Raw genomic sequence first — 19658 nt, forward strand, 5'->3', positions numbered from 1 at the left:
ACTGCGCCCCGCCGGCGCGCTCACAAGGTCCGCCGCAGCCCCACCTGCCGCCGGAACTCGCTCGGACTCCCTCCCGTCTGCTGCCGGAACACCCGGCTGAAGTGCGACAGGTTTCCAAAGCCCGATGACATCGCAATGTCGGTGATCGCCCGGTGCGCGTTCGCCGGGTCCTGCATCGCGCGCATGCAGGCGGCCAGCCGCTGGCGCAGGATGTATTCGGTGAGCGTGTCGTCCTCGTCGGAGAAGGCGTTGTGCAGGTGCCGCTTGCTGCAGTTGAGCGCATGGGCGATGCCGTCGATCGACAGCGCCGGGTCGCGCAGGTGCGTCGCGACATGGCTGCGGATGCGGTCCTTCAGCGCCTCCCTTTGCGTCACCGCGGTTTGCTGCCCCGCCAGTTCCATCAGGGACAGGCGCACCAGCTGCATGATCAGTTCACCCGCACCACGCGCTGCCGCTTCGCTCATGTTCGGCAGCTCCTGGTAAGTGCTGCGCATCGTCTCCAGCGCCACGCGCGAGATGCCGCTGGCGCCGCCGACGCGGCGCGCCATCAGGTCCTGCAGCGGCAGGCCGGGGGCGGCGACCTGCGCCTTGGGCACCATCACGATCAGGTGATCCGTGCGCTCGGGGTTGGCGACCATGTATTCGCCGGTCGTGTCGTAGATGGTCCAGCCACCGTTGCGCACGCAGGCTTCCCGCCCGCGCTGCTCGACCGCCGCGCTGCCCTGCCAGGGCGCCACGATCTTCAAGTAGCCCCCTTCGCTCGCCCGCGCCATCTGCGCCGAGCGCAGCACGCGGTGCCGGTTGGCTTCCAGCCGCGTCAGGATCACGTCGCCGGCGCGCGAGGCCGCGATGTGCCCGTCGAATTCCGTGTCCCCATACAGGTCGGACTCCAGCCCGCCGAAATGGCGCCAGACCCACTCGCGCCACACCGGCGCACGCTCGCGCGGCGGCACCGCGTCAGTCGACAAAACCGTGGATGCCGACATGGGCCCCACCTCCTCGAATCAAGCTTTTCGGACAACGAAAACAACTGTTGAATTGTGTTGCCGCCGCAATGCCCCCAATGGCGAGGGTTAACCCCGACCGTCGTGCGCGCTCGGTCAAGCACTTTGTGCGCAGGCGGCAAAGCAGGACGCGCGCTTGATTCCTACGATGGCCGTAGCGAGCCCCATAGCGCCCGCGAAGGAGACACGACATGCAAAACCCCACAAGACGCCGCTGGATCCAGGGCACCGCCACCACGCTGGGCGCCGCCGCCGTTGCACCGACGCTGTTCGCCCAGAGCGGGCCGGTGCGCATCGGCTACGCCATCGCCCGCACCGGCCCCTGGGCCGCGGGCGCACAGGTGAGCCAGGAGCCCAACTACTTGCTGTGGGCCGAACAGGTCAACGCGGCCGGCGGCCTCGACGTGAAAGGCACCAAGCGGCCCATCGAACTCATCAGCTACGACGACCGCAGCGAAACCGAGACCTGCGTGCGCACCTTCGAGAAGCTCATGGGCAGCGACAAGGTCGACCTCATCCTGCCGCCCTGGGGCTCGGGTGCCAACTTCGCCATCGCGCCGCTGGCGAACCGCTTCGGCTATCCGCTGCTCGCGCCCACCGCCCTGTCGCGCAAGTTGATCGACATGAACCTGCCCTACTTCTTCTCGCTGCTGCAACAGCCTGACAAGATGATGGGCGCGCTGGTCGACATGCTGGTGGCCAACAATGTGAAGAGCGTTGCCATCGTCTATATGGACGACCTCTTCGGCCTGGAGAACTTTGCCGCGCTCAACAACGCGCTGAAGAAGACGCAGATCCAGGTGCTGGAGCGCAAGAGCTACCCGCTCGGCGTGAAAGATCTCGCGCCGGTACTGCGGACCATCAAGGACCTGAACCCCGACGCGTTCATCGGCATCACCTACCCGCCGGACACGTTGCTGGTGAGCCGCCAATCGCGCGAGATCGGCTTCAACCCGAAGTTCTTCTACGCGTCGGTCGGCACCGCCTTCCAGCTCTACAAGAACGTGATGCAAGCCAACACCGAGGGCGTGATCGGCATGGGGTCGTGGAGCGTGAAGACCTCGCCCGCCGCCAAGGCCTATTTCGAAGCGCACGTGAAGAAGTTCAACAAGGAGCCGGACCGCTGGGCCAGCGGCCATTGCTGGGCCGGCCTGCAGATCATGCAGCAGGCAGTTCAGAAGGCGGGCCTTGACCGCAAGGCGCTGCGCGACGTGATCGCGAAGAACGAGTTCCCCACCATCCTCGGGCCGATCCGCTTCGAGCATGGCGAGAACGCGTCGATTCCCGGCACCGTGAGCCAGTGGCAAGGCAATGACTTCGAAGTGGTATGGCCGCTCAACCGCGCGACCGCCAAGCTCGAAGCGCCCAAACCCGCGTGGAAGTCCTGAAAGCTACAACGTGTCCCTGACCTCCTGGGCCGAACTGCTTGCAGGCGGCCTCATCACCGGCGGCGTCTATGCGCTGGTGGCCATCGGCCTGAACCTGCAATACGGGCTCATGCGCATCATGAACATCTCGCACGGCGAGTTCCTGATGCTCGGGGCTTTCATCACCTGGTGGGCGCACACCGCCTTCGGGTGGTCGCCGCTGCTGGTGATGCCGATGGCCTTCGTCATCCTGTGTGCGCTGGGCATGTTGATCCACACGCTGTGCTTCCGTCGTCTCGCCGCACGCGCGCCTTCGGTCGATGTGTTCGAGGCGCGCAGCTTGATGGTGGGCTTCGGACTCATGTTCGCGGTGCAGAACGCGGCGCTGTTGATCTGGGGCGGCGACCTGCGCGGCTATGAATACCTGGCGCAGCCGGTCGAAGTGGCGGGCATGCGCTTCACGGCCAACAAGCTCGTGCTGTTCGGCATCGCGCTGGCGCTGAGCCTTGGTGCGATTGCACTGCTCAAGTTCACGCTGCTCGGAAAAGGCGTGCGCGCGTTGATGCAATCGCCGACCGGTGCGCAGCTCGTTGGCATCAACACGAAGCGCCTGCATCCGCTGATGTTCGGCGTGGGCCTCGGCCTGTCGGGTGTCGCAGGCTCCTTGCTCTCCATGACCTATGAAATCAATCCTTCGATGGGTGAGCCGTACACGGTGACCGCGCTCATCGTCATCACACTGGGTGGCTTCGGCAGCATCGCTGGCAGTCTGGCGGGCGGACTGCTGCTGGGCGTCGTCGAGGCGCTGGGCATGCACTTCAGCAGCCCGTCGCTGAAGATGCTGCTGTCGTACGCGGTGTTCATCGGCGTGCTCGTGTGGCGGCCCAACGGCCTGTTCTCGAAATGATGGCGAGAGTTCTCATCGGCGTGGCCTTGCTCGCCACCGCTGCTCTGCCCTGGCTCGGTTCAGAGTTCGCGGTGTCGCTGGCGTTGAGCTGCCTCATGTACATCGCACTGGCCACGAGCTGGTCGATGTTCTGTGGTGCCACGCGCTATCTCTCGCTCGCAACCTCGGCCTTTTTCGGCATCGGCGCGTACACCACCGCCGTGCTGCTCGATGTGCTGCCGTGGCCGCTCGTGATCGTGTGCGGCGCAGCGGTCGCCGCGGTCATTGCAGTGCTGATGGGCGCGGCGGTGCTGCACCTTCGCGGCACCTACTTTGCCGTGCTGACCTTCGGCATGACGGAGTTGATTCGCCATGCAGTCACCTATGTGGAGAAGCAGGTGTCCGGTACGGTGGGCCGTGTCTTGATGACGGTGCCGGAAGCGACGACGGTCTACCTCACGATGTTCGTGATCGCGGTGCTGTCCATCGCCGTCGCCGTGCTGGTGCGTCGCAGCCGCTTCGGCCTCGCGCTGTCAGGCATTGGCGCGGACGAACAGCGTGCGCAGACGCTGGGTGTGGACACGCGCATGGCAAAGATCGCCGGTTTCGCATTGACGGCCCTCTTCGCCGGCGCGGTCGGCGCAGCGATGGCTGTTCGCTGGACCTATATCGATCCGCCCGCCGTGTTCAGCCCCTTCATCGGCTTCCAGACCGTGCTCATCGCCTTGATCGGTGGCGCGGCCAGCATCGGCGGGCCGATCCTCGCGGCCATCGTGTTCAGCTTGCTCGCAGAAACGCTGCGGCTGCAACTGCCCTACGGCTACATGCTCGTGCTCGGCCTGCTGCTGGTGCTGTGCGTGCTCTACCTGCCCAACGGACTCGCGTCGTTGTGGCAACGCAAGGCGGCCAAGCCATGACGCAACATTTGCTTGAAGCCAAAAACCTCACCGTGCGCTTCGGCGGTCTCACCGCCGTCGATGCGGTCAACGCCACGCTCGATGCAGGCGAGCTCGTGGGCATCATCGGCCCCAACGGCGCCGGCAAGACCACCTTCTTCAATGCGGTGTCGGGAGTGATCCCGCCGACCTCCGGTCAACTGATCGTGGCCGGCGACGACCTCACCGGCCGCAGCCCGCATCACTTTGCAGCGCACGGCATCGCGCGCACCTTCCAGACGCCGCGCGTGTTCGCCGACATGAGCGTGATGGACAACGTGCGCTTCGGCATGCAGTTCGCCGGCCGGCATCGCGCCGCGCCCAAAGGGCTCTCCAGCGAACACCACATCCTTGCCATGTTGGGCCTTGATGCGCTCGCCGCGCAACGTGCTGGCGACATCACGCCGTCGCAGCAACGCTTGCTCGAAATCGGCATGGCGCTGGGCACGCGACCACGCGTGCTGCTGCTCGACGAAGTGGCCGCCGGCCTGACGGAAACGGAAGTCGACGCCATGGCCAAACGCATCCGGCGGCTGCGCGACGAATGGCAGTTGAGCGTCATCTGGATCGAGCACGCGGTGGGAACGCTGCTGCGCTATGTCGAGCGCGTGATGGTGCTGCACCAAGGCCGCAAGATCGCCGACGGCACGCCACGCGACGTGGTGCGCAATGCCGAGGTCATCGAGGCGTACCTGGGTGACGAAATCGCAGCGGGGACGGTCGTATGAGTCTGTCAACGCCCACTCTCCCACGCGCAACGCTCAGCCGGACGCGAGCCACAAGGCGCAACACGGAGACGCACGCATGACCGGCGCAAAACTCCAGGTGCGCAACCTCGGCGCTGGCTACAGCGGCTTCGCGGTCCTGCGCTCCATCGAGATCGATGCACTGCCCGGCATCACCGTCATCGTCGGCCCCAACGGCGCCGGCAAGACGACGCTGCTGCGCGCCCTCGCCGGCCTCATGCCGCGCGAAGGCGAGGCACGGCTCGATGAGCAACTGTTGCCACCCAACGACGCAACAGGCTGCGTGCGCCGCGGCCTTGCATTGGTCGCAGAAGGCCGCCAGCTCTTCCCGCAGATGACGGTGCGCGAGAACCTCGAACTCGGCGGTTGGCTCGTGCCCGCCAGCGAGCGGACGAAACGCCTGCAACAAGCCTTCGAAGATTTCCCGCGCCTCAAGGAACGCACCTCGCAACTCGCAGGAACCATGAGCGGCGGCGAGCAGCAGATGGTCGCCGTGGCGCGCGCCATGATGAGCGCGCCGCGCCTCCTGATGCTCGACGAACCGTCCCTCGGCCTGGCACCGCGCATGGTCGACGAACTGCTCGCCATCGTGCAACGCATCGCCTCGCAGGGCGTCACCATCCTCATGGTCGAGCAGAACGTGCGCAAGGCCCTCGCCATCGCCGATCGCGGCTATGTGCTGGAGCGCGGCCGCATCGTCGCCGCCGACACCGCCAGCGCCCTGCTCGCTTCGGACGCCATCCGCCATGCCTACCTCGGCACGGCCTGATTCATTCCCTCTTCTATCAAGGAGTTCATCCGCATGACTGCCATCTCCATGCTCATCGACGGCCGCGCCGTGAACGCCGCCAGCGGCGCGACCTTTGAACGCCGCAACCCGCTCGACGGCAGCGTGGCCACCACCGCGCCGGCGGCCACGGCGGCTGACGCGAAAGCCGCCGTCGAAGCCGCCGCCCGCGCTTTCCCCGCGTGGTCCGCGATGGGCCCCGGTCCCCGCCGCGCCTTGCTGCTCAAGGCCGCGCATGCGCTGGAAGCCAAGGGCGAGGCCTTTGCCGCGGCAATGGCGGCGGAGACGGGCGCCTCGGGCATGTGGGCTGGCTTCAACGTCCATCTCGCAGCGGGCATGCTCATCGAAGCAGCCTCGCTCACCACCCGGATCAACGGCGAAGTGATTCCCTCCGACGTGCCGGGCAGCCTCGCGATGGGCCTGCGCCAGCCCGCCGGCGTCGTGCTCGGCATCGCGCCGTGGAACGCGCCCGTCATCCTCGGCGTGCGGGCCGTCGCCACGCCCCTGGCCTGCGGCAACACCGTCGTGCTCAAGGGCTCGGAGATCTGCCCCGCCACGCACGGCCTCATCATCGAAGCGCTGCAGGAGGCCGGCCTGCCACCCGGCGTCGTCAACTTCGTGACCAACGCACCGGACGACGCGCCTGCCATCGTCGAAGCGATGGTGGCGCACCCGGCGGTGCGGCGCGTCAACTTCACCGGCTCCACCCGCGTCGGCAAGCTCATCGCGCAGACCTGTGCCACGCACCTCAAGCCCGTCATCCTGGAGCTGGGCGGCAAGGCGCCGCTCATCGTGCTCGATGACGCCGACCTCGACGCGGCGGTCAACGGCGCGGCCTTTGGCGCCTTTGCGAACTCGGGGCAGATCTGCATGTCGACCGAGCGCATCGTGGTGGATGCCAAGGTCGCCGATGCCTTCGTTGCGCAACTGGCTGACAAGGCATCGAAGCTGCCGCTGGGCGATCCGCGCCAGGGCCCAGTGGTGCTCGGCTCGGTGGTCGACATGACGACCGTCTCGCGCTGCAACGCGCTCATCGATGACGCGATCGCGAAGGGCGCTAAGCTGGTCATCGGCGGCAAGGCCGACAGCACCCTGATGCCGGCCACGCTGCTCGATCACGTCACCGCCGACATGCGCATCTACCACGAGGAATCCTTCGCCCCGGTCAAGGCCATCGTGCGCGTGAGCGGCGTGGAAGAGGCGGTGCGCGTGGCCAACGACAACGAGTTCGGCCTGTCGGCCGCCGTGTTCGGACGCGACGTGGCACGCGCACTCAACGTGGCGCGGCGCATCGAATCGGGCATCTGCCACGTCAACGGCCCCACGGTGCATGACGAAGCGCAGATGCCCTTTGGCGGCACCAAGGGCTCGGGCTACGGACGCTTCGGCGGACAGGCGGGCATCGACGCTTTCACCGAACTGCGCTGGGTCACGGTGCAAACCACTGAGCGCCACTACCCGTTCTGAACCGCCGGCTTACAGCCAAAGCCATAGCCCACCAAAAAAGCGCGAATCTGGTGCGCGCGAACAACGCACCAGACCGGGCAATCATCGACACTCTGCCTTAGAGGGCGCCGCTGTGGCGCCGCGGGTGGGACGTGAAAAAAGCTCTGCGCCTTGTGCTGTACATGCTGGCGGCGCTGTTCGTCACGGCGGGCATCGCGGTGTTCCTCATCGTGAAGCTGGTGCTCGCCCCGTCGGCGGGCGAGTGGGCCGAGCGCGTCAAGGTCGGCCCCATCGGTTTCGACGTGGGCGTTCCCACGGTGCTTCGCCTGGTCACGGCCTCGTGGTTCGCCCCTCAACTGGCCGGCCATTCCGTCGACACGCGCTTCGGAACGGTGCGCTTCGGCTGGGTCAACGCCACCAATGTGATGGAGCTCCAATGCGCGCCGTGCAGCATGGACGCGCCCGAATTCGGTGAAAAGCCCCTGAGCGTGGATACGCTGATGGTGACGGTGCGCCGCGACGTCGACGCCATGTTCGGCACGATCACCGCCACGCCCACCGGCTCCAGGGCAGGCGCTGCGGCGGTGAAGGGCCGATGGAACGGTCGGCTCTCGCAAAAAGGCCTGCAACTCAACGCCGACATCGAGGACGCACCCATCGCCCAGTGGTACCAGATCCTGGTGCCGGCGCTGCCCGAACTGCAGCGTGCGCGGATCGGCGGCACGGCGTCGGTGCAGGCGCAACTCACGATGCCGGAGAAGGCCTTCACACTCAAGCCGCGCCTGTCGGGCTTCACGGTGGAAGGCCTGGGCGCACAGGCGGTGATCGACAACCGCCCCGGCTGCGGCGTCACCACCCAACTCAGCACCGAGAGCTGGCTGGCACGTGCCGTCGTGGCGGCGCAGGACGCTGACTTCTACCAGCACGAGGGCTACCAGCCCGATCAGTTCAGCGTCGCCTCGCTGCCTTCCTCCGGCAAGAAGTCGGACAAGGCGGCCGCCAAAGCCCCGCCACCAGACCGCTTCCAGTCTGGCACGTTGAACGAGCAACTCGCCCGCCTGCTGCTGCCCGCGCACTCGCGCGTCTACGCGCGGAAGATGCGCGACCTGCTCTACGCGGTCGAAATGGATCGCACGCCCGGCAAGGCGCGCGTGGTGCAGGCGTTCATGGACAACGTGCCCTGGGGCGAGCAGACCTGCGGCGCCGAGGCGGCAGCGCGCCGCTACTTCAGGCGCAGCGCACGCTCGCTGGAGCCGGCTCAGGCGGTGTGGCTGGCCACCATGCTGCGCGACCCGCAAGAGTCGCTGGACAACTGGCGCCGCGACGGCCGCATCGACCATGCCCGCGCCAAGGCGGTGGCCGAAGCCATCCGCAGCATCACGCCCGGACAGCACGCCGCCGTCGTGCGCAGTGCGGCGTCGGCGAAATTCGCACCACCCTGAGGCTGTGGCGGCACGCAGCGGGCGCACATCCGGATACAAGAGCGCTCGTATTTGGTGCGCGCGCCGAAGGCCCCGAGTGGGGAGGCGCTGGCACATGTCTTGCGACACCGTTGGCAATGGACGCTTCTACTGCCACCCCGCCCACAGCGGTTGAAATCGTCGCCCTGACCAAGCGCTACGCCGTCGACATTGCGCCGGCGGTCGATCAGATCGACCTGCGCATTGCCAGCGGAAGCTACTGCTGCCTGCTCGGACCGTCCGGATGCGGCAAGAGCACCACGCTGCGCATGATCGCGGGACACGAGTCGGTGACGCACGGCGACATCCTCCTGGAGAACCGCAACATCACCAACCTGCCGGCCGCGGCGCGCGGCACGGCGATGATGTTCCAGAGCTTTGCCTTGTTTCCGCATCTCAGTGCGCTCGACAACGTGGCCTTCAGCCTGAAGATGAAGGGCGTTTCGAAGGCCGAGCGTCACCGCCGCGCCAACGAACTGCTCGAGCGGGTGGCCATGGGCCATCTGGCGCAACGCAAGCCAGCCGAACTGTCTGGTGGCCAGCAGCAACGCGTGGCGCTGGCCCGCGCATTGATCACCGAGCCGCGCGTGCTGCTGCTCGACGAACCGCTCTCCGCACTCGACCCTTTCCTGCGCGTGCAGATGCGCGCCGAACTGCGCCGCTGGCAGAAGGAGCTGGGCCTGACCTTCATCCACGTGACGCACTCGCAGGAAGAGGCGATGGCGCTGGCCGACACGATGGTCGTCATGAACCATGGCCTCATCGAGCAGGTGGGCTCTCCGCACGCGGTCTACAACCATCCGGCCAGCGAGTTCGTGGCGCGCTTCATGGGCGGGCACAACGTGCTGCAGACGCCCGCTGGACAGGTGGCGGTGCGCAACGACCACATGAAGATCGTTCCGGCGTCGGACCCCGGCGCGCAAGGCCTGGCCGCACAGATCACCGACGTCGAGTACCAGGGCACCTATGTGCTGCTCGGCCTCGCGCTGGCCGATGCGCCGCCCGACGTCAAGTCGGTGTCGGTGCTGCTGCACGAAAGCGCCTTTCTCTCGCGGCCCTTCGAACGGGGCCAGCAGGTGCTGCTGTCCTGGGATGAAGCCGATGCCCGTGTGCTCGGCCCCGGCGTGCAGCGACCCGCGGCCAAACCCGTGCAACGCGCCAAGCCCAAACGCGACGAACTCTCGGCCATGGCGGCCTGAACGCTGACGGCGCCGGCACGCTCGTCAGCGCTGCCGTACGCCACCACCACGTCCACCACTCCTCTTCCATAAGCAAACCACCACCAAAACCCGGAGGCCTTCCATGTCCGAACCCATCGACAACAACTCAAACACTGGCCTCAAGCGCCGCTCGCTGTTGCAGGGGACGGCCGGCATCCTGGCGACGGGCATCGCGCCTTTCGTCCACGCACAGGAAAAGGTGGTGCTGCGCTACCTCGGCACGGCGGTGAACCAGGACAAGGCCATTGCCGAGAAGTTCAAGGCCGACACCGGCATCGAGATCCAGTACGTTGCCGTGACGACCGACGACGTGACCAAGCGAGCGGTCACGGCACCCAACAGTTTCGACCTGATCGACACCGAATATTTCTCGCTCAAGAAGATCGTGCCCACCGGCAACCTGAAGGGCATCGACACGAAGAAGATCAAGAACGCCGACAAGATCACCACGCTGTTCACCAAGGGTGAAGTCGGCGGCAAGAAGGTCGGTGACCAGGGCACGGCGCCCAAGAAGGTCATCTTCCTGGAAGGCGAGAAGTCGAAGAAGTTCTCGGCCACGCCGACGCAGTTCATGTCGCTGATTCCGACGGTCTACAACGCCGACACGCTGGGCATTCGCCCCGACCTCATCAAGCGTCCGATCTCCTCGTGGGCCGAACTGCTGAACCCGGAATTCAAGGGCAAGGCCGCCCTGTTGAACATTCCCTCGATCGGCATCATGGACGCAGCGATGGTGGTGGAAGCCAAGGGCATCCACAAGTACGCCGACAAGGGCAACATGACCAAGGCCGAGATCGACCTGACGATCAAGACCCTGATCGAAGCCAAGAAGGCCGGCCAGTTCCGCGCGCTGTGGAAGGACTTCAACGAGTCGGTCAACCTGATGGCGTCGGGCGAAGTGGTGATCCAGTCGATGTGGTCGCCCGCCGTGACGGCCGTGCGCACCAAGGGCATCGACTGCACCTTCCAGCCGCTCAAGGAAGGCTATCGCGCCTGGGCCGCGGGCTTCGGCCTGCCGGCCACGCTGAGCGGCAAGAAGCTCGACGGCGCCTATGAGTTCATCAACTGGTTCCTTGACGGCTGGGCCGGCGCGTACCTCAACCGCCAAGGCTACTACAGCGCCGTGCTCGAGACGGCCAAGGCCAAGATGGAGGCCTACGAGTGGGCCTACTGGATGGAAGGCAAGCCCGCCACGCAGGACATCAAGAGCCCGAATGGCGACCTGCTGGCCAAGACGGGTTCGGTGCGCGATGGCGGCAGCTACGAGCAGCGCATGGGCGGCATCGCCTGCTGGAACGCGGTGATGGACGAGAACGAATACATGGTGCGCAAGTGGAATGAATTCGTAGCGGCCTGATTTCACTCTTCCTCCTTCCCCCTCCGGGGGAAGGTCGGGATGGGGGCAGGCGGCGGTGGAAGAGTCAGTGTTTGTTCGACCGCCCAATGCCCCACCCCAGCCCTCCCCCGGAGGGGGAGGGAGTGAAGAAAGAACTCCATGAGCGCACCCGCAACCTCCGCCCACACTGCTTCCCTCCCCACCCACACCGTCAAGGCGTGGTGGCAGGCGGCGCCGTTTGCGTTGGTGTTCCTGCTCTTCTTCCTCATTCCCCTCGCGCTGATCGCCATGGTCAGCCTGTGGAACTTCAACGAGTACGAGCTGATTCCGGCCATCTCGCTGCGCAACTACTTCAGCATCTTCGAGGGCTGCTCGCACCTCACCGACAACGGGGATTTCTGCGTCACGCTGTCGACCTACATCAGCACGCTCAAGTTCTGCCTGCTGGTGTGGGCGATCACGCTGCTGGTCGGCTTTTCGGTCGCGTACTTCCTGGCCTTCTACGTGCGCTCGACGACGGTGCAAACGGTGCTCTTCGTGCTGTGCACCGTGCCCTTCTGGACCTCGAACGTCATCCGCATGATTTCGTGGGTGCCACTGCTCGGTCGCAACGGACTGGTCAACGAAGCGCTCATGCAAACGGGCCTCGTCGCCCAACCCGTCGAATGGCTGCTCTTCTCCGATTTCTCGGTCGTGCTCGCCTTCGTGCATCTCTACACGATGTTCATGATCGTGCCGATCTTCAACAGCATGATGCGCATCGACCGCTCGTTGCTCGAAGCAGCCAGCGATGCCGGCGCGTCGGGCTGGCAGACGCTGTGGAACGTGATCGTTCCGCTGTCGCGCACCGGCATTCTCATCGGCTCGATCTTCGTGATCACCATCGTGATGGGCGACTTCGTGACCATCGGCGTGATGGGCGGCCAGCAGATCGCGTCGGTGGGCAAGATCATCCAGGTGCAGACCTCGTATCTGCAGTTTCCGCTGGCTGCGGCGAACGCAGTGATCTTGCTGGCGGTCGTGCTGATGATCATCTGGGGGCTGACGCGGCTCGTTGATATTCGCAAGGAGCTCTGAATGGAACTTCGCGATTCCATTCGGCAAGCACGAGGCAAGGCCGCCGCATGAGCAAGCTGTTCGCCCACCAGCTCCGCGACCCACGCCCAGCCGGCTTCTGGCCCCTGGCGATCGTCTTTGCACTCTTCGTGGTCTTCCTCTACGGCCCGATGATCACCATCTTCGTGCTCAGCTTCCAGGGACCTGAAGGCGGACTCACCTTTCCGTTGCGCGGCGTTTCACTGCACTGGTTCCACAAGCTCGCAGAAGGCCTCGGCACGGTCGACATCGGCGCCGCCTTTCGAAGGTCGCTGATGCTGGGCGCCGTGGTGATGCTGTTCACCGTCGTGCTCTCGGTGCTCGCGGGGCTGGCGTTTCGCAAAAAGCTGCGCGGCAGCAACCTCCTGTTCTTCGTGACGGTGGCCAGCCTCATCATGCCGTCGATCATCGTGTCGCTGGGCATCGGCCTGCAGTTCCGCCTGATCGACACCGGCATCAAGGACGTGCTGACCGCCATGGACGCCAGCGGCGCGCTGGAAGGCTACGGCACCGCGCTGGGCCTGCTCACGTCTGCGCTGGGCGCGCACCTCACGTGGACACTCCCCTTTGGCCTGCTCATCATGTTCGCGGTGTTCAACCGCTTCAACCCGGCCTTCGAGGAAGCCGCGCGCGACCTCGGCGCCACGCCCTGGCAGGGCTTTCGCCACGTGGTGCTGCCGCTGATCGGGCCGTCCATCGTCGGCATCGGCATGTTCGGCTTCACGCTGAGCTGGGACGAAATCGCGCGCACCTCGCAAGCCATCGGCGACGTGAACACGCTGCCGCTCGAACTGCAGGGCCTCACGTCCACGGTGACGACGCCGGCCATCTACGCGCTGGGCACCGTCACGACCATCGTGTCGCTGCTTGTCATGGGCCTGGCGCTCGGATCGGCCGCATGGTTGCGGCGCCGCGCGGCTCGACCGCGCTGACCAACAACGACGGGCCATTCCATGCCACGGCTTCTCGTCATCAACCCGAACACCTCGGCGTTGGTGAGCGCGATGCTGCAGCACCACGTGAAGGCCGCCGTCGGCCACGGGCTCGACGTGACGACGATCACCGCGCGCTTTGGCGCGCCCTACATCTCCAACGAATCAAGTTATGCAGTGGCCGGCCATGCGGTGCTCGACGCCTGGGCGGTGGCTTGCGCCAAGGAACTCGCGCCGGATGCCGTGCTGCTGGGCTGCTTTGGCGACCCGGGCCTGTTCGCGCTGCAAGAGGGCGCCGGCGTGCCCGTTGGCGGGCTCGCGCAAGCCGCCTTCCTGGAAGCCGCCACGCACGGCCGCTTTGCCATCGTCACCGGCGGCGAGCGCTGGAAACCGATGCTCGAAAGGCTTGCGTCGTCGCTGGGCTACGCGGACCAGCTGGCCGGCATCCACACCGTGAGGCAGACCGGCGCGGAACTGGCAGCCGATCCGGCGCGCGCGCATGTGCTGCTGGCCGATGCCTGCACCAAGGCGGCGGAGCGCTTCGGGGTGCAGGCCGTCATCCTGGGGGGCGCGGGGCTCGCGGGCATGGCAGTGGACATTGCGCCGCAACTGCCGTTTGCGCTCATCGACAGCGTGGAAGCCGGTGCGCGCTGGGCGCGCGAAGCCATTGCGGCGCCGACTCGGCACACAGCCGCCGCCGTCACGCCGGGACGCTTCGGCGTCGATTGGCAGAACGTGTCCTGGGAGCTCAGCGCACTTCGCTGAGCACGTCGAACTTCGCGGCGTGGGCGGTGCCTATTCCGCGTCGATGCGCACCTTGCGCAGCACCGCATCCACCAGGTCGATGGCGCTGTCGTACTCGGGCATCACGCGCAGCAATCCGTTGACGCGGCGATCGATCAGCAAGGTGGCCAAGCCGTGCACATAGGCCCAGTCGGCGGCAGCGACCAGCGCGGTCGCGCCGGTGAGCCGCGGCGGACCCACTTCGCCGGTCGCCTGGCCGACCTGCATGTCCGACAGCACCCGCATCGCGCCCATGTTGGCCTCGGCCAGCACGGGATTGCGCATGTCGATGCGGTCGTTGCTGAACATCAGCCGGAACAAGGCCGGATGCTCGTACGCGAAATGCACGTAGGCATGCGCGATCGCCTGGCTGCGCTGGCGCCGGTCGCCCACGCCTTCCAGGGCTGCAGCCATCGCACCGCCCAGCCGCCGCATGCCGACGGCGGCCAGCTGGCTCATGAGCCCGACCTTGTCGCCGAAATGGTGCTTCGGCGCCGTGTGTGAAACGCCCGCCTCGCGCGCAATCGCCCGAAGGCCCAGCCCGGCGAGGCCGTCACGCACCAGCACCCGCTCGGCCGCCTGCAGCAGCGCCTCGGGCAGCGCGCCATGGTGGTAGGGGCGCGGCGCCACTTCGGCGTCAGCCACCGCGGGCTGCGGCGGCCCGGCCAGCTTGCGGATGCGCGCGGCACCAGCCGGCTTGATGGGCTTCTTCTTCGCAGCGGGACGTCTGGGCGTCTTCAATACATCGGACATGCCAAAAATCTTACCACTGGAAAAATCGCTTGACACCACGTCTTGAAAAATGGATATTTCCACTGGAAAGATTCACCCTCCGCAAAGGAAACACCGCATGACCGCCGTCCTGGACAGCCTCGCGAGCGCCCAACGCAACTCGCCGCGCGACCCGATCGATTTCGAAACCGAACTCGGCCCCCTGCCCCTGCACGGCAGCCTGCCGGCCGGCCTGGAAGGCGCGCTGGTGCGCAATGGCCCCAATCCGGTGTTTCCTGATCCCAAGGCCCATTGGTTCCTGGGCGACGGCATGCTCCACGCCTTCTACCTGGCCAATGGCCAAGTCCACTACCGCAACCGCTGGGTTCGCACCATGCGCTACGCGGAGCAGCGCAGCACCGGCGCCCCGCCCGCGGCCGGCTTTGGCCAGAACAAGGCGTCCGACGGCGCCGCCAACACCCACGTGATGCCGCACGCGGGCCGCATGTTCGCGCTGGAAGAAGCCCACCTGCCCATGGAGATCGACCTTGCAACACTGGGCACGCGCGGCGCAACGGATCTCGGCGGGCGACTGCAAGGTTCTTTCACGGCGCACCCCAAGACCGACCCGCGCACGGGCGAGATGCTCTTCTTCGGCTACGGCAATCCCGCTCCGTTGTCCAACGGCATGAGCTTCGGCGTGATCTCCGCCGAGGGGGAGGTCAAACGCTTCGAGCGCTTCGAGACGCCCTACGCCAGCATGGTCCACGACTTCGCCATCACCGACCGGCACGTGCTCTTTCCCATCATGCCCCTCACCGGCAGCATGGACCGCGCCATGCAGGGCCGACCACCCTACGCGTGGGAGCCTCAACTGGGCACGCGCGTCGGACTCATGCCGCGCGGCGGCAGCACCGCGGACATCGTGTGGTGGCACGGGCCGAGTTGCTATGTGTTCCACGTCATGAACGCGTGGGAACAAGACGGCGTCGTGCATGCCGACGTGATGCAATTCGACGCGCCGCCGCTCTTTCCCACGCCCGACGGCAAGCCCGCGGCGAGCGAGAAAGAGCCGGCGCGCCTGGTGCGCTGGACCTTCGACCTCGCGCAAGCGACCGGCAATCCTTCGCCCACCTTCACGCAGACCTTGCTGGAGAAAACGCCCGGCGAGTTCCCCCGCATCGACGATCGCTACACCGGCCTTCCCTATCGCCACGGATGGTTCGCGTCGCATGTCGGCGAAGGCGCGGACCTGCGCATGTACGCGGCGCTCATGCACATCGACCACCAGAGCGCCGAACGCGATGTCTACGAATTCCCGACACTCGACCGCGTGTCAGAGCCGGTGTTCGTTCCCCGCTCCGACGACGCACCCGAAGGCGACGGATGGGTGCTGGCCGTGGCTTGGCGCGGTGCCGAAGACCGCAGCGACCTCGTCATCTTCGACGCGCAGCATTTGCACGCAGGGCCCATCTGCACGGCAGAACTGTCGCATCGCGTTCCGGTGGGCTTCCATGGCAGCTGGTTTCCTTCCACCTTCCCGGGCGCCGCAGGCTGAGTGCCAGCCGTTGAACTGCCGACAAGGAACGCATCATGGGCATCCTGCTTGCCTTCGCTCCCTTCATCGCCTTCGCGCTGCTGCAACGCACGCTGGGCGTCTTGCCAGCGCTCGCAGTCGCCGCGCTGATCTCATTGGTCTTCACCGCCCGCGACGCTTTCACGCCCGGCCGCCACGCCAAGATCCTGGAGATCGGATCGACGATCCTCTTCGGCGGCCTGGCCGTCGGCGCATGGGCCACGCATGCCGAGTGGCCGATCCTGCAGGTGAGGCTGTGGGTCGATGCCGGGCTGCTCTTCATCGTGCTCATCAGCCTGGTGGTGCGCCGACCCTTCACGCTCGGCTACGCACGCGAGCAGGTTCCACAGGAATACTGGAGCAGCCCCCGCTTCGTGCGCACCAACGACATCATCACCTCGGCTTGGGCGCTGGCCTTTGCCGTGATGGTCGCGGCAGACGTGCTGATGCTCTATTTGCCTTCCGTACCGTTGTGGATTGGCGTGACAGCGACGGTGGCAGCCCTCGCCGGCGCCATCCGTTTCACGCAGTGGTATTCGCAGAAGGCCGGCGCTGCCGCGGCGCAAGGCGCCTGAACGACGCTTGCCCCCAAGGCTGGTGCGGTCGCGCGGTCCGTGCCAACATCGTGGAATGACGAGCGCACACCACACCCAACACGTCCAGCTCTCTCAAGTCACACGCCCGCGCGGCCTCGACCGCATCGTGGCGGGTGTGTCCACCTCCGATGGGGACGGCGTGAAGCTCACGCGGGTGTTGCAGCAAACCCTGCAGCAGCGGCTCGACCCCTTCCTGATGCTCGACGCCTTCGGCAGCGACAACCCGGGCGATTACATCGGCGGCTTTCCCAATCATCCGCACCGGGGCTTCGAAACGGTGACCTACATGATCGCCGGCCGCATGCGCCACCGCGACAGCGCAGGCCATGAAGGCCTGCTGCAAAACGGCGGCGTGCAGTGGATGACGGCCGGCCGCGGCCTCATCCACAGCGAATTGCCCGAACAGGAAGAAGGCCTCATGGAAGGCTTTCAGCTCTGGCTGAACCTGCCCGCGAGGGACAAGATGCGCGATCCTTGGTACCGCGACATCCAGAGCGAGGAAATCCCGGAATACACGACCGACAGCGGCGTGCACGTGCGCGTGATTGCGGGATCGAGCAATGGCATCAAGGGCGCCATGCACCGCGAGCGAACGGAACCGGTGTATGTAGACATTACGCTGCCACCCGGCGCCGAGTTCCGGCAAAGCCTGCCGGTTCAGCACAACGCGCTGGTCTATGTTTTTCGCGAGTCCGTCTACATCGGCAACAGCGAGATCCCGACCAAGCGCATGGCCATCCTTGCCAACGATGCGGGCAGCGATGGCGTGGCGTTTCGCGCACCCAAGTCCAACCACAGTCCGGCGCGTGCGCTGCTGATTGCGGGCCATCCATTGCACGAACCCATCGCGCAATACGGGCCGTTTGTGATGAACACCCGCGAGCAGGTGGTTCAGGCGGTGCACGACTTCCAGCACGGCAAGATGGGTTGAGCGCCTTGCCGCTGCAAATGCGGCACTGACCTACTTCGTTTCGGCTTGCCGCGGCGTGGCGCTTCTAGGTATGCAGCCCTAGATTGGCCCGCATGACCGATGTCCGCAAAGGCCAGGCGCCGCCCCAGCTCGATCGCGCCGGATTCCATGAACGCTTCATGGAGTCCTATCGCGACCCGACCTTCGTCCTGGAAAAGGACGCGCTCGGACGCATCGAAGTCATCGCGTGGGAAGCGTATCAGGAAGGCCGAAAGGCGCCCGTCACGCGCAAGGCCGGGCTCGGGTTTGCCGACCCCGACTACGACCTGTCCATCGACTGGCTCGATGCCAGGGAGCTCATCGACAAGGCGCAGGCGGCATGGGGGCGCAAGGACACACCATCACGCGTGCTGCTCGTCAACGGTTCGCCACGCAACGACGGCACCTGTCCCGGCGAGATCTCCAAATCGCATCGCCTGGTGCAACTCGCACGACAGGTTCTGGAGCCGCAAGGCATTCATGCCGACGTGCTCGACCTGAGCCTGCTCACGTCCGAATACGGACGCCAGATCCATCCTTGCAAGGGCTGCGTTTCCACGGCCATGCCGCTGTGCCACTGGCCTTGCAGCTGCTATCCCAACCATTCGCTGCGCCAGACCGGCGACTGGATGAACGAGATCTACGAACGCTGGGTCTCTGCCCACGGCGTCATCCTCTTCACGCCAACACACTGGTACCAGGCGCCGAGCGTGCTCAAGCTCATGATCGACCGTCTGGTGTGCGCTGACGGCGGCAATCCCGACCCCACCACGACGCACGGCAAGAAGCCCGATGAAGCCAAGGCGCTGGAACTCAAGGGCTGGGACTATCCCAAGCATCTGCAAGGCCGCACCTATGGCGTCGTGGTGCATGGCGACGTGGCCGGCATCGAAAGCCTGCGCCGCAACCTGTGCGACTGGCACGACTGGATGGGCCTCATCGACGCGGGCGCCATGGCTCGGCTGGATCGCTATGTCGGCTACTACCAGCCCTATGCCACCAGTCACGAAGACCTGGACCGCGACGAAGCGGTGCAGGAAGAGGTGCGCAACGTGGCACGTGCCGTGGCCCGCTCGGTAGAGCTCCTGCGCTCCGGCAAGCTCCAACAGCCTTCCGAAGCATTGGAAAAACCGCGACCCAAGTGAACGCCACGGCCTTCATTTTTCTTTACCGAAGCCTGACCCACGGCTCACAGACAGTTCACGACGCGTCGCGACACTTGCCTTCACCTGCTGCCCTTCGGCAACCAGGCTTCTTCGAAAGGAAGCATCTCATGATTTCGTCACGTCAACGTCTCCTGTGGGCCGGCCTGCTGGCGTCTGCGGCGTTCGCCGCCACGGCCCAGACCACCCCTCCTCCCGCACCGGCCGCTGGTGCACCGACCGCGCAACATCAGCCGGGTCCACGCGCCGAACGCGGTGACCCCGCCAAGCGCTTCGAGCAAATGCAGGAACGGCGCGCCAAGCGACTTGCCGCGCTGAAGGAAAAGCTCAAGCTCAATGCCTCGCAGGAAAACGCGTGGAGCAGTTTCGCGGCTGCACAGCAACCACCGGCGCCTCCGGCACAACGCATGCAGCGCGGCGACTTCGCCAAGATGACCACGCCGCAGCGCCTGGACTTCATGCAGCAGCGTCAGGCCGAGCGTGCGGCGAGGTTTGCGAAGCGAGCGGATGCGACGCGCAGCTTCTACGCGGCGCTGGCGCCGGAGCAGCAGCAGACCTTCGACGCGGAGACTGCGCGCTTTGGTCGCGGCGGGCCGCATGAGCATTGGCATCGCGACGGCCAACATCCGCAGCCGCCGGCAAAGGGTTGAGTTGCTCCTCCCCCCT

19 protein-coding genes are annotated in these 19658 nt (G+C 66.1%); 17 read left to right on the plus strand and 2 right to left on the minus strand.

The genetic code is table 11. The features are described from left to right. Positions 1–20: 20 nt before the first annotated feature. The gene (locus tag QTI66_RS06080) at positions 21–986 is read right to left on the minus strand and encodes an AraC-like ligand-binding domain-containing protein (RefSeq protein WP_286558166.1); all 966 of its coding nucleotides are present in this window, start codon (positions 984–986) and stop codon (positions 21–23) included. Positions 987–1195: 209 nt separating this feature from the next. Between QTI66_RS06080 and QTI66_RS06085 the strand changes: the two genes are divergently transcribed. The 12 genes from QTI66_RS06085 to QTI66_RS06140 all read left to right on the plus strand — a co-directional run bounded on the left by QTI66_RS06085 (position 1196) and on the right by QTI66_RS06140 (position 13979). After that, a complete protein-coding gene (locus tag QTI66_RS06085) occupies positions 1196–2392 on the plus strand; it encodes an amino acid ABC transporter substrate-binding protein (RefSeq protein WP_286558168.1) in 1197 nt (398 codons plus the stop codon). A 10-nt stretch (positions 2393–2402) separates the two neighbouring features. Next, the gene (locus QTI66_RS06090; protein ID WP_286558169.1) at positions 2403–3278 is read left to right on the plus strand and encodes a branched-chain amino acid ABC transporter permease; all 876 of its coding nucleotides are present in this window, start codon (positions 2403–2405) and stop codon (positions 3276–3278) included. After that, positions 3275–4174 (plus strand): branched-chain amino acid ABC transporter permease, encoded by a 900-nt coding sequence (locus QTI66_RS06095; protein ID WP_444814953.1) that lies wholly within the window; start codon positions 3275–3277, stop codon positions 4172–4174. The genes QTI66_RS06090 and QTI66_RS06095 overlap by 4 nt, the downstream gene beginning before the upstream one ends. After that, positions 4171–4920, plus strand: a complete 750-nt coding sequence (locus tag QTI66_RS06100; RefSeq protein WP_286558172.1) for an ABC transporter ATP-binding protein — start codon at positions 4171–4173, stop codon at positions 4918–4920. Before QTI66_RS06095 ends, QTI66_RS06100 begins: the two co-directional genes overlap by 4 nt. Positions 4921–4996: 76 nt before the next feature. Further along, on the plus strand, positions 4997–5707 hold the full coding sequence (locus QTI66_RS06105) for an ABC transporter ATP-binding protein (RefSeq protein WP_286558175.1): 711 nt from the start codon (positions 4997–4999) through the stop codon (positions 5705–5707). Positions 5708–5740: 33 nt separating this feature from the next. Continuing rightward, positions 5741–7192 (plus strand): aldehyde dehydrogenase, encoded by a 1452-nt coding sequence (locus QTI66_RS06110; RefSeq protein ID WP_286558177.1) that lies wholly within the window; start codon positions 5741–5743, stop codon positions 7190–7192. Positions 7193–7323: 131 nt separating this feature from the next. Beyond that, positions 7324–8613, plus strand: coding sequence for a biosynthetic peptidoglycan transglycosylase (locus QTI66_RS06115; RefSeq protein ID WP_286558178.1), 1290 nt, complete (start codon positions 7324–7326; stop codon positions 8611–8613). 116 nt (positions 8614–8729) lie between these two features. Further along, complete coding sequence (locus QTI66_RS06120; RefSeq protein WP_286558180.1) at positions 8730–9830, plus strand: ABC transporter ATP-binding protein; 1101 nt, start codon at positions 8730–8732, stop codon at positions 9828–9830. 103 nt (positions 9831–9933) lie between these two features. Further along, a complete protein-coding gene (locus tag QTI66_RS06125; RefSeq protein WP_286558181.1) occupies positions 9934–11208 on the plus strand; it encodes an ABC transporter substrate-binding protein in 1275 nt (424 codons plus the stop codon). 138 nt (positions 11209–11346) lie between these two features. Beyond that, positions 11347–12264, plus strand: a complete 918-nt coding sequence (locus QTI66_RS06130; protein ID WP_286558182.1) for an ABC transporter permease — start codon at positions 11347–11349, stop codon at positions 12262–12264. Between the two features lie 47 nt (positions 12265–12311). Continuing rightward, positions 12312–13214 (plus strand): ABC transporter permease, encoded by a 903-nt coding sequence (locus tag QTI66_RS06135; protein WP_286558184.1) that lies wholly within the window; start codon positions 12312–12314, stop codon positions 13212–13214. A gap of 21 nt (positions 13215–13235) precedes the next feature. After that, the gene (locus tag QTI66_RS06140) at positions 13236–13979 is read left to right on the plus strand and encodes an aspartate/glutamate racemase family protein (protein ID WP_286558185.1); all 744 of its coding nucleotides are present in this window, start codon (positions 13236–13238) and stop codon (positions 13977–13979) included. A 30-nt stretch (positions 13980–14009) separates the two neighbouring features. On the opposite strand, the gene QTI66_RS06145 is transcribed toward QTI66_RS06140, so the two are convergent. Continuing rightward, positions 14010–14750, minus strand: coding sequence for a TetR/AcrR family transcriptional regulator (locus QTI66_RS06145; protein WP_286558186.1), 741 nt, complete (start codon positions 14748–14750; stop codon positions 14010–14012). A gap of 97 nt (positions 14751–14847) precedes the next feature. Between QTI66_RS06145 and QTI66_RS06150 the strand changes: the two genes are divergently transcribed. From QTI66_RS06150 to QTI66_RS06170, 5 genes are all read left to right on the plus strand, one after another. Next, positions 14848–16266 carry a carotenoid oxygenase family protein gene (locus QTI66_RS06150; protein ID WP_286558187.1) on the plus strand — a complete coding sequence of 473 codons (1419 nt, stop codon included), beginning with the start codon at positions 14848–14850 and terminating at the stop codon, positions 16264–16266. Positions 16267–16301: 35 nt separating this feature from the next. Further along, positions 16302–16859 (plus strand): DUF3159 domain-containing protein, encoded by a 558-nt coding sequence (locus tag QTI66_RS06155; protein ID WP_286558188.1) that lies wholly within the window; start codon positions 16302–16304, stop codon positions 16857–16859. 55 nt (positions 16860–16914) lie between these two features. Next, positions 16915–17811 (plus strand): pirin family protein, encoded by an 897-nt coding sequence (locus tag QTI66_RS06160; RefSeq protein WP_286558189.1) that lies wholly within the window; start codon positions 16915–16917, stop codon positions 17809–17811. A gap of 92 nt (positions 17812–17903) precedes the next feature. Then, positions 17904–18974 carry a flavodoxin family protein gene (locus QTI66_RS06165; RefSeq protein WP_286558190.1) on the plus strand — a complete coding sequence of 357 codons (1071 nt, stop codon included), beginning with the start codon at positions 17904–17906 and terminating at the stop codon, positions 18972–18974. 128 nt (positions 18975–19102) lie between these two features. Beyond that, positions 19103–19642 carry a Spy/CpxP family protein refolding chaperone gene (locus QTI66_RS06170; RefSeq protein WP_286558192.1) on the plus strand — a complete coding sequence of 180 codons (540 nt, stop codon included), beginning with the start codon at positions 19103–19105 and terminating at the stop codon, positions 19640–19642. The last annotated feature ends 16 nt before the right edge of the window (positions 19643–19658 follow it).

It is taken from the genome of Variovorax brevis (assembly GCF_030317105.1).
Taxonomy (GTDB): Bacteria; Pseudomonadota; Gammaproteobacteria; order Burkholderiales; family Burkholderiaceae_C; genus Variovorax; species Variovorax brevis.

Excerpts from the sequence above, each read along its gene's own strand:
- QTI66_RS06125 (WP_286558181.1), top strand. The coding sequence starts at position 9,934 with ATGTCCGAACCCATCGACAACAACTCAAACACTGGCCTCAAGCGCCGC.
- QTI66_RS06100 (WP_286558172.1), top strand. The coding sequence starts at position 4,171 with ATGACGCAACATTTGCTTGAAGCCAAAAACCTCACCGTGCGCTTCGGC.
- QTI66_RS06110 (WP_286558177.1), top strand. The coding sequence starts at position 5,741 with ATGACTGCCATCTCCATGCTCATCGACGGCCGCGCCGTGAACGCCGCC.
- QTI66_RS06120 (WP_286558180.1), top strand. The coding sequence starts at position 8,730 with ATGGACGCTTCTACTGCCACCCCGCCCACAGCGGTTGAAATCGTCGCC.
- QTI66_RS06150 (WP_286558187.1), top strand. The coding sequence starts at position 14,848 with ATGACCGCCGTCCTGGACAGCCTCGCGAGCGCCCAACGCAACTCGCCG.
- QTI66_RS06155 (WP_286558188.1), top strand. The coding sequence starts at position 16,302 with ATGGGCATCCTGCTTGCCTTCGCTCCCTTCATCGCCTTCGCGCTGCTG.
- QTI66_RS06130 (WP_286558182.1), top strand. The coding sequence starts at position 11,347 with ATGAGCGCACCCGCAACCTCCGCCCACACTGCTTCCCTCCCCACCCAC.
- QTI66_RS06085 (WP_286558168.1), top strand. The coding sequence starts at position 1,196 with ATGCAAAACCCCACAAGACGCCGCTGGATCCAGGGCACCGCCACCACG.
- QTI66_RS06080 (WP_286558166.1), bottom strand. The coding sequence starts at position 986 with ATGTCGGCATCCACGGTTTTGTCGACTGACGCGGTGCCGCCGCGCGAG.
- QTI66_RS06105 (WP_286558175.1), top strand. The coding sequence starts at position 4,997 with ATGACCGGCGCAAAACTCCAGGTGCGCAACCTCGGCGCTGGCTACAGC.
- QTI66_RS06160 (WP_286558189.1), top strand. The coding sequence starts at position 16,915 with ATGACGAGCGCACACCACACCCAACACGTCCAGCTCTCTCAAGTCACA.
- QTI66_RS06095 (WP_444814953.1), top strand. The coding sequence starts at position 3,275 with ATGATGGCGAGAGTTCTCATCGGCGTGGCCTTGCTCGCCACCGCTGCT.
- QTI66_RS06165 (WP_286558190.1), top strand. The coding sequence starts at position 17,904 with ATGACCGATGTCCGCAAAGGCCAGGCGCCGCCCCAGCTCGATCGCGCC.
- QTI66_RS06135 (WP_286558184.1), top strand. The coding sequence starts at position 12,312 with ATGAGCAAGCTGTTCGCCCACCAGCTCCGCGACCCACGCCCAGCCGGC.
- QTI66_RS06140 (WP_286558185.1), top strand. The coding sequence starts at position 13,236 with ATGCCACGGCTTCTCGTCATCAACCCGAACACCTCGGCGTTGGTGAGC.
- QTI66_RS06145 (WP_286558186.1), bottom strand. The coding sequence starts at position 14,750 with ATGTCCGATGTATTGAAGACGCCCAGACGTCCCGCTGCGAAGAAGAAG.
- QTI66_RS06170 (WP_286558192.1), top strand. The coding sequence starts at position 19,103 with ATGATTTCGTCACGTCAACGTCTCCTGTGGGCCGGCCTGCTGGCGTCT.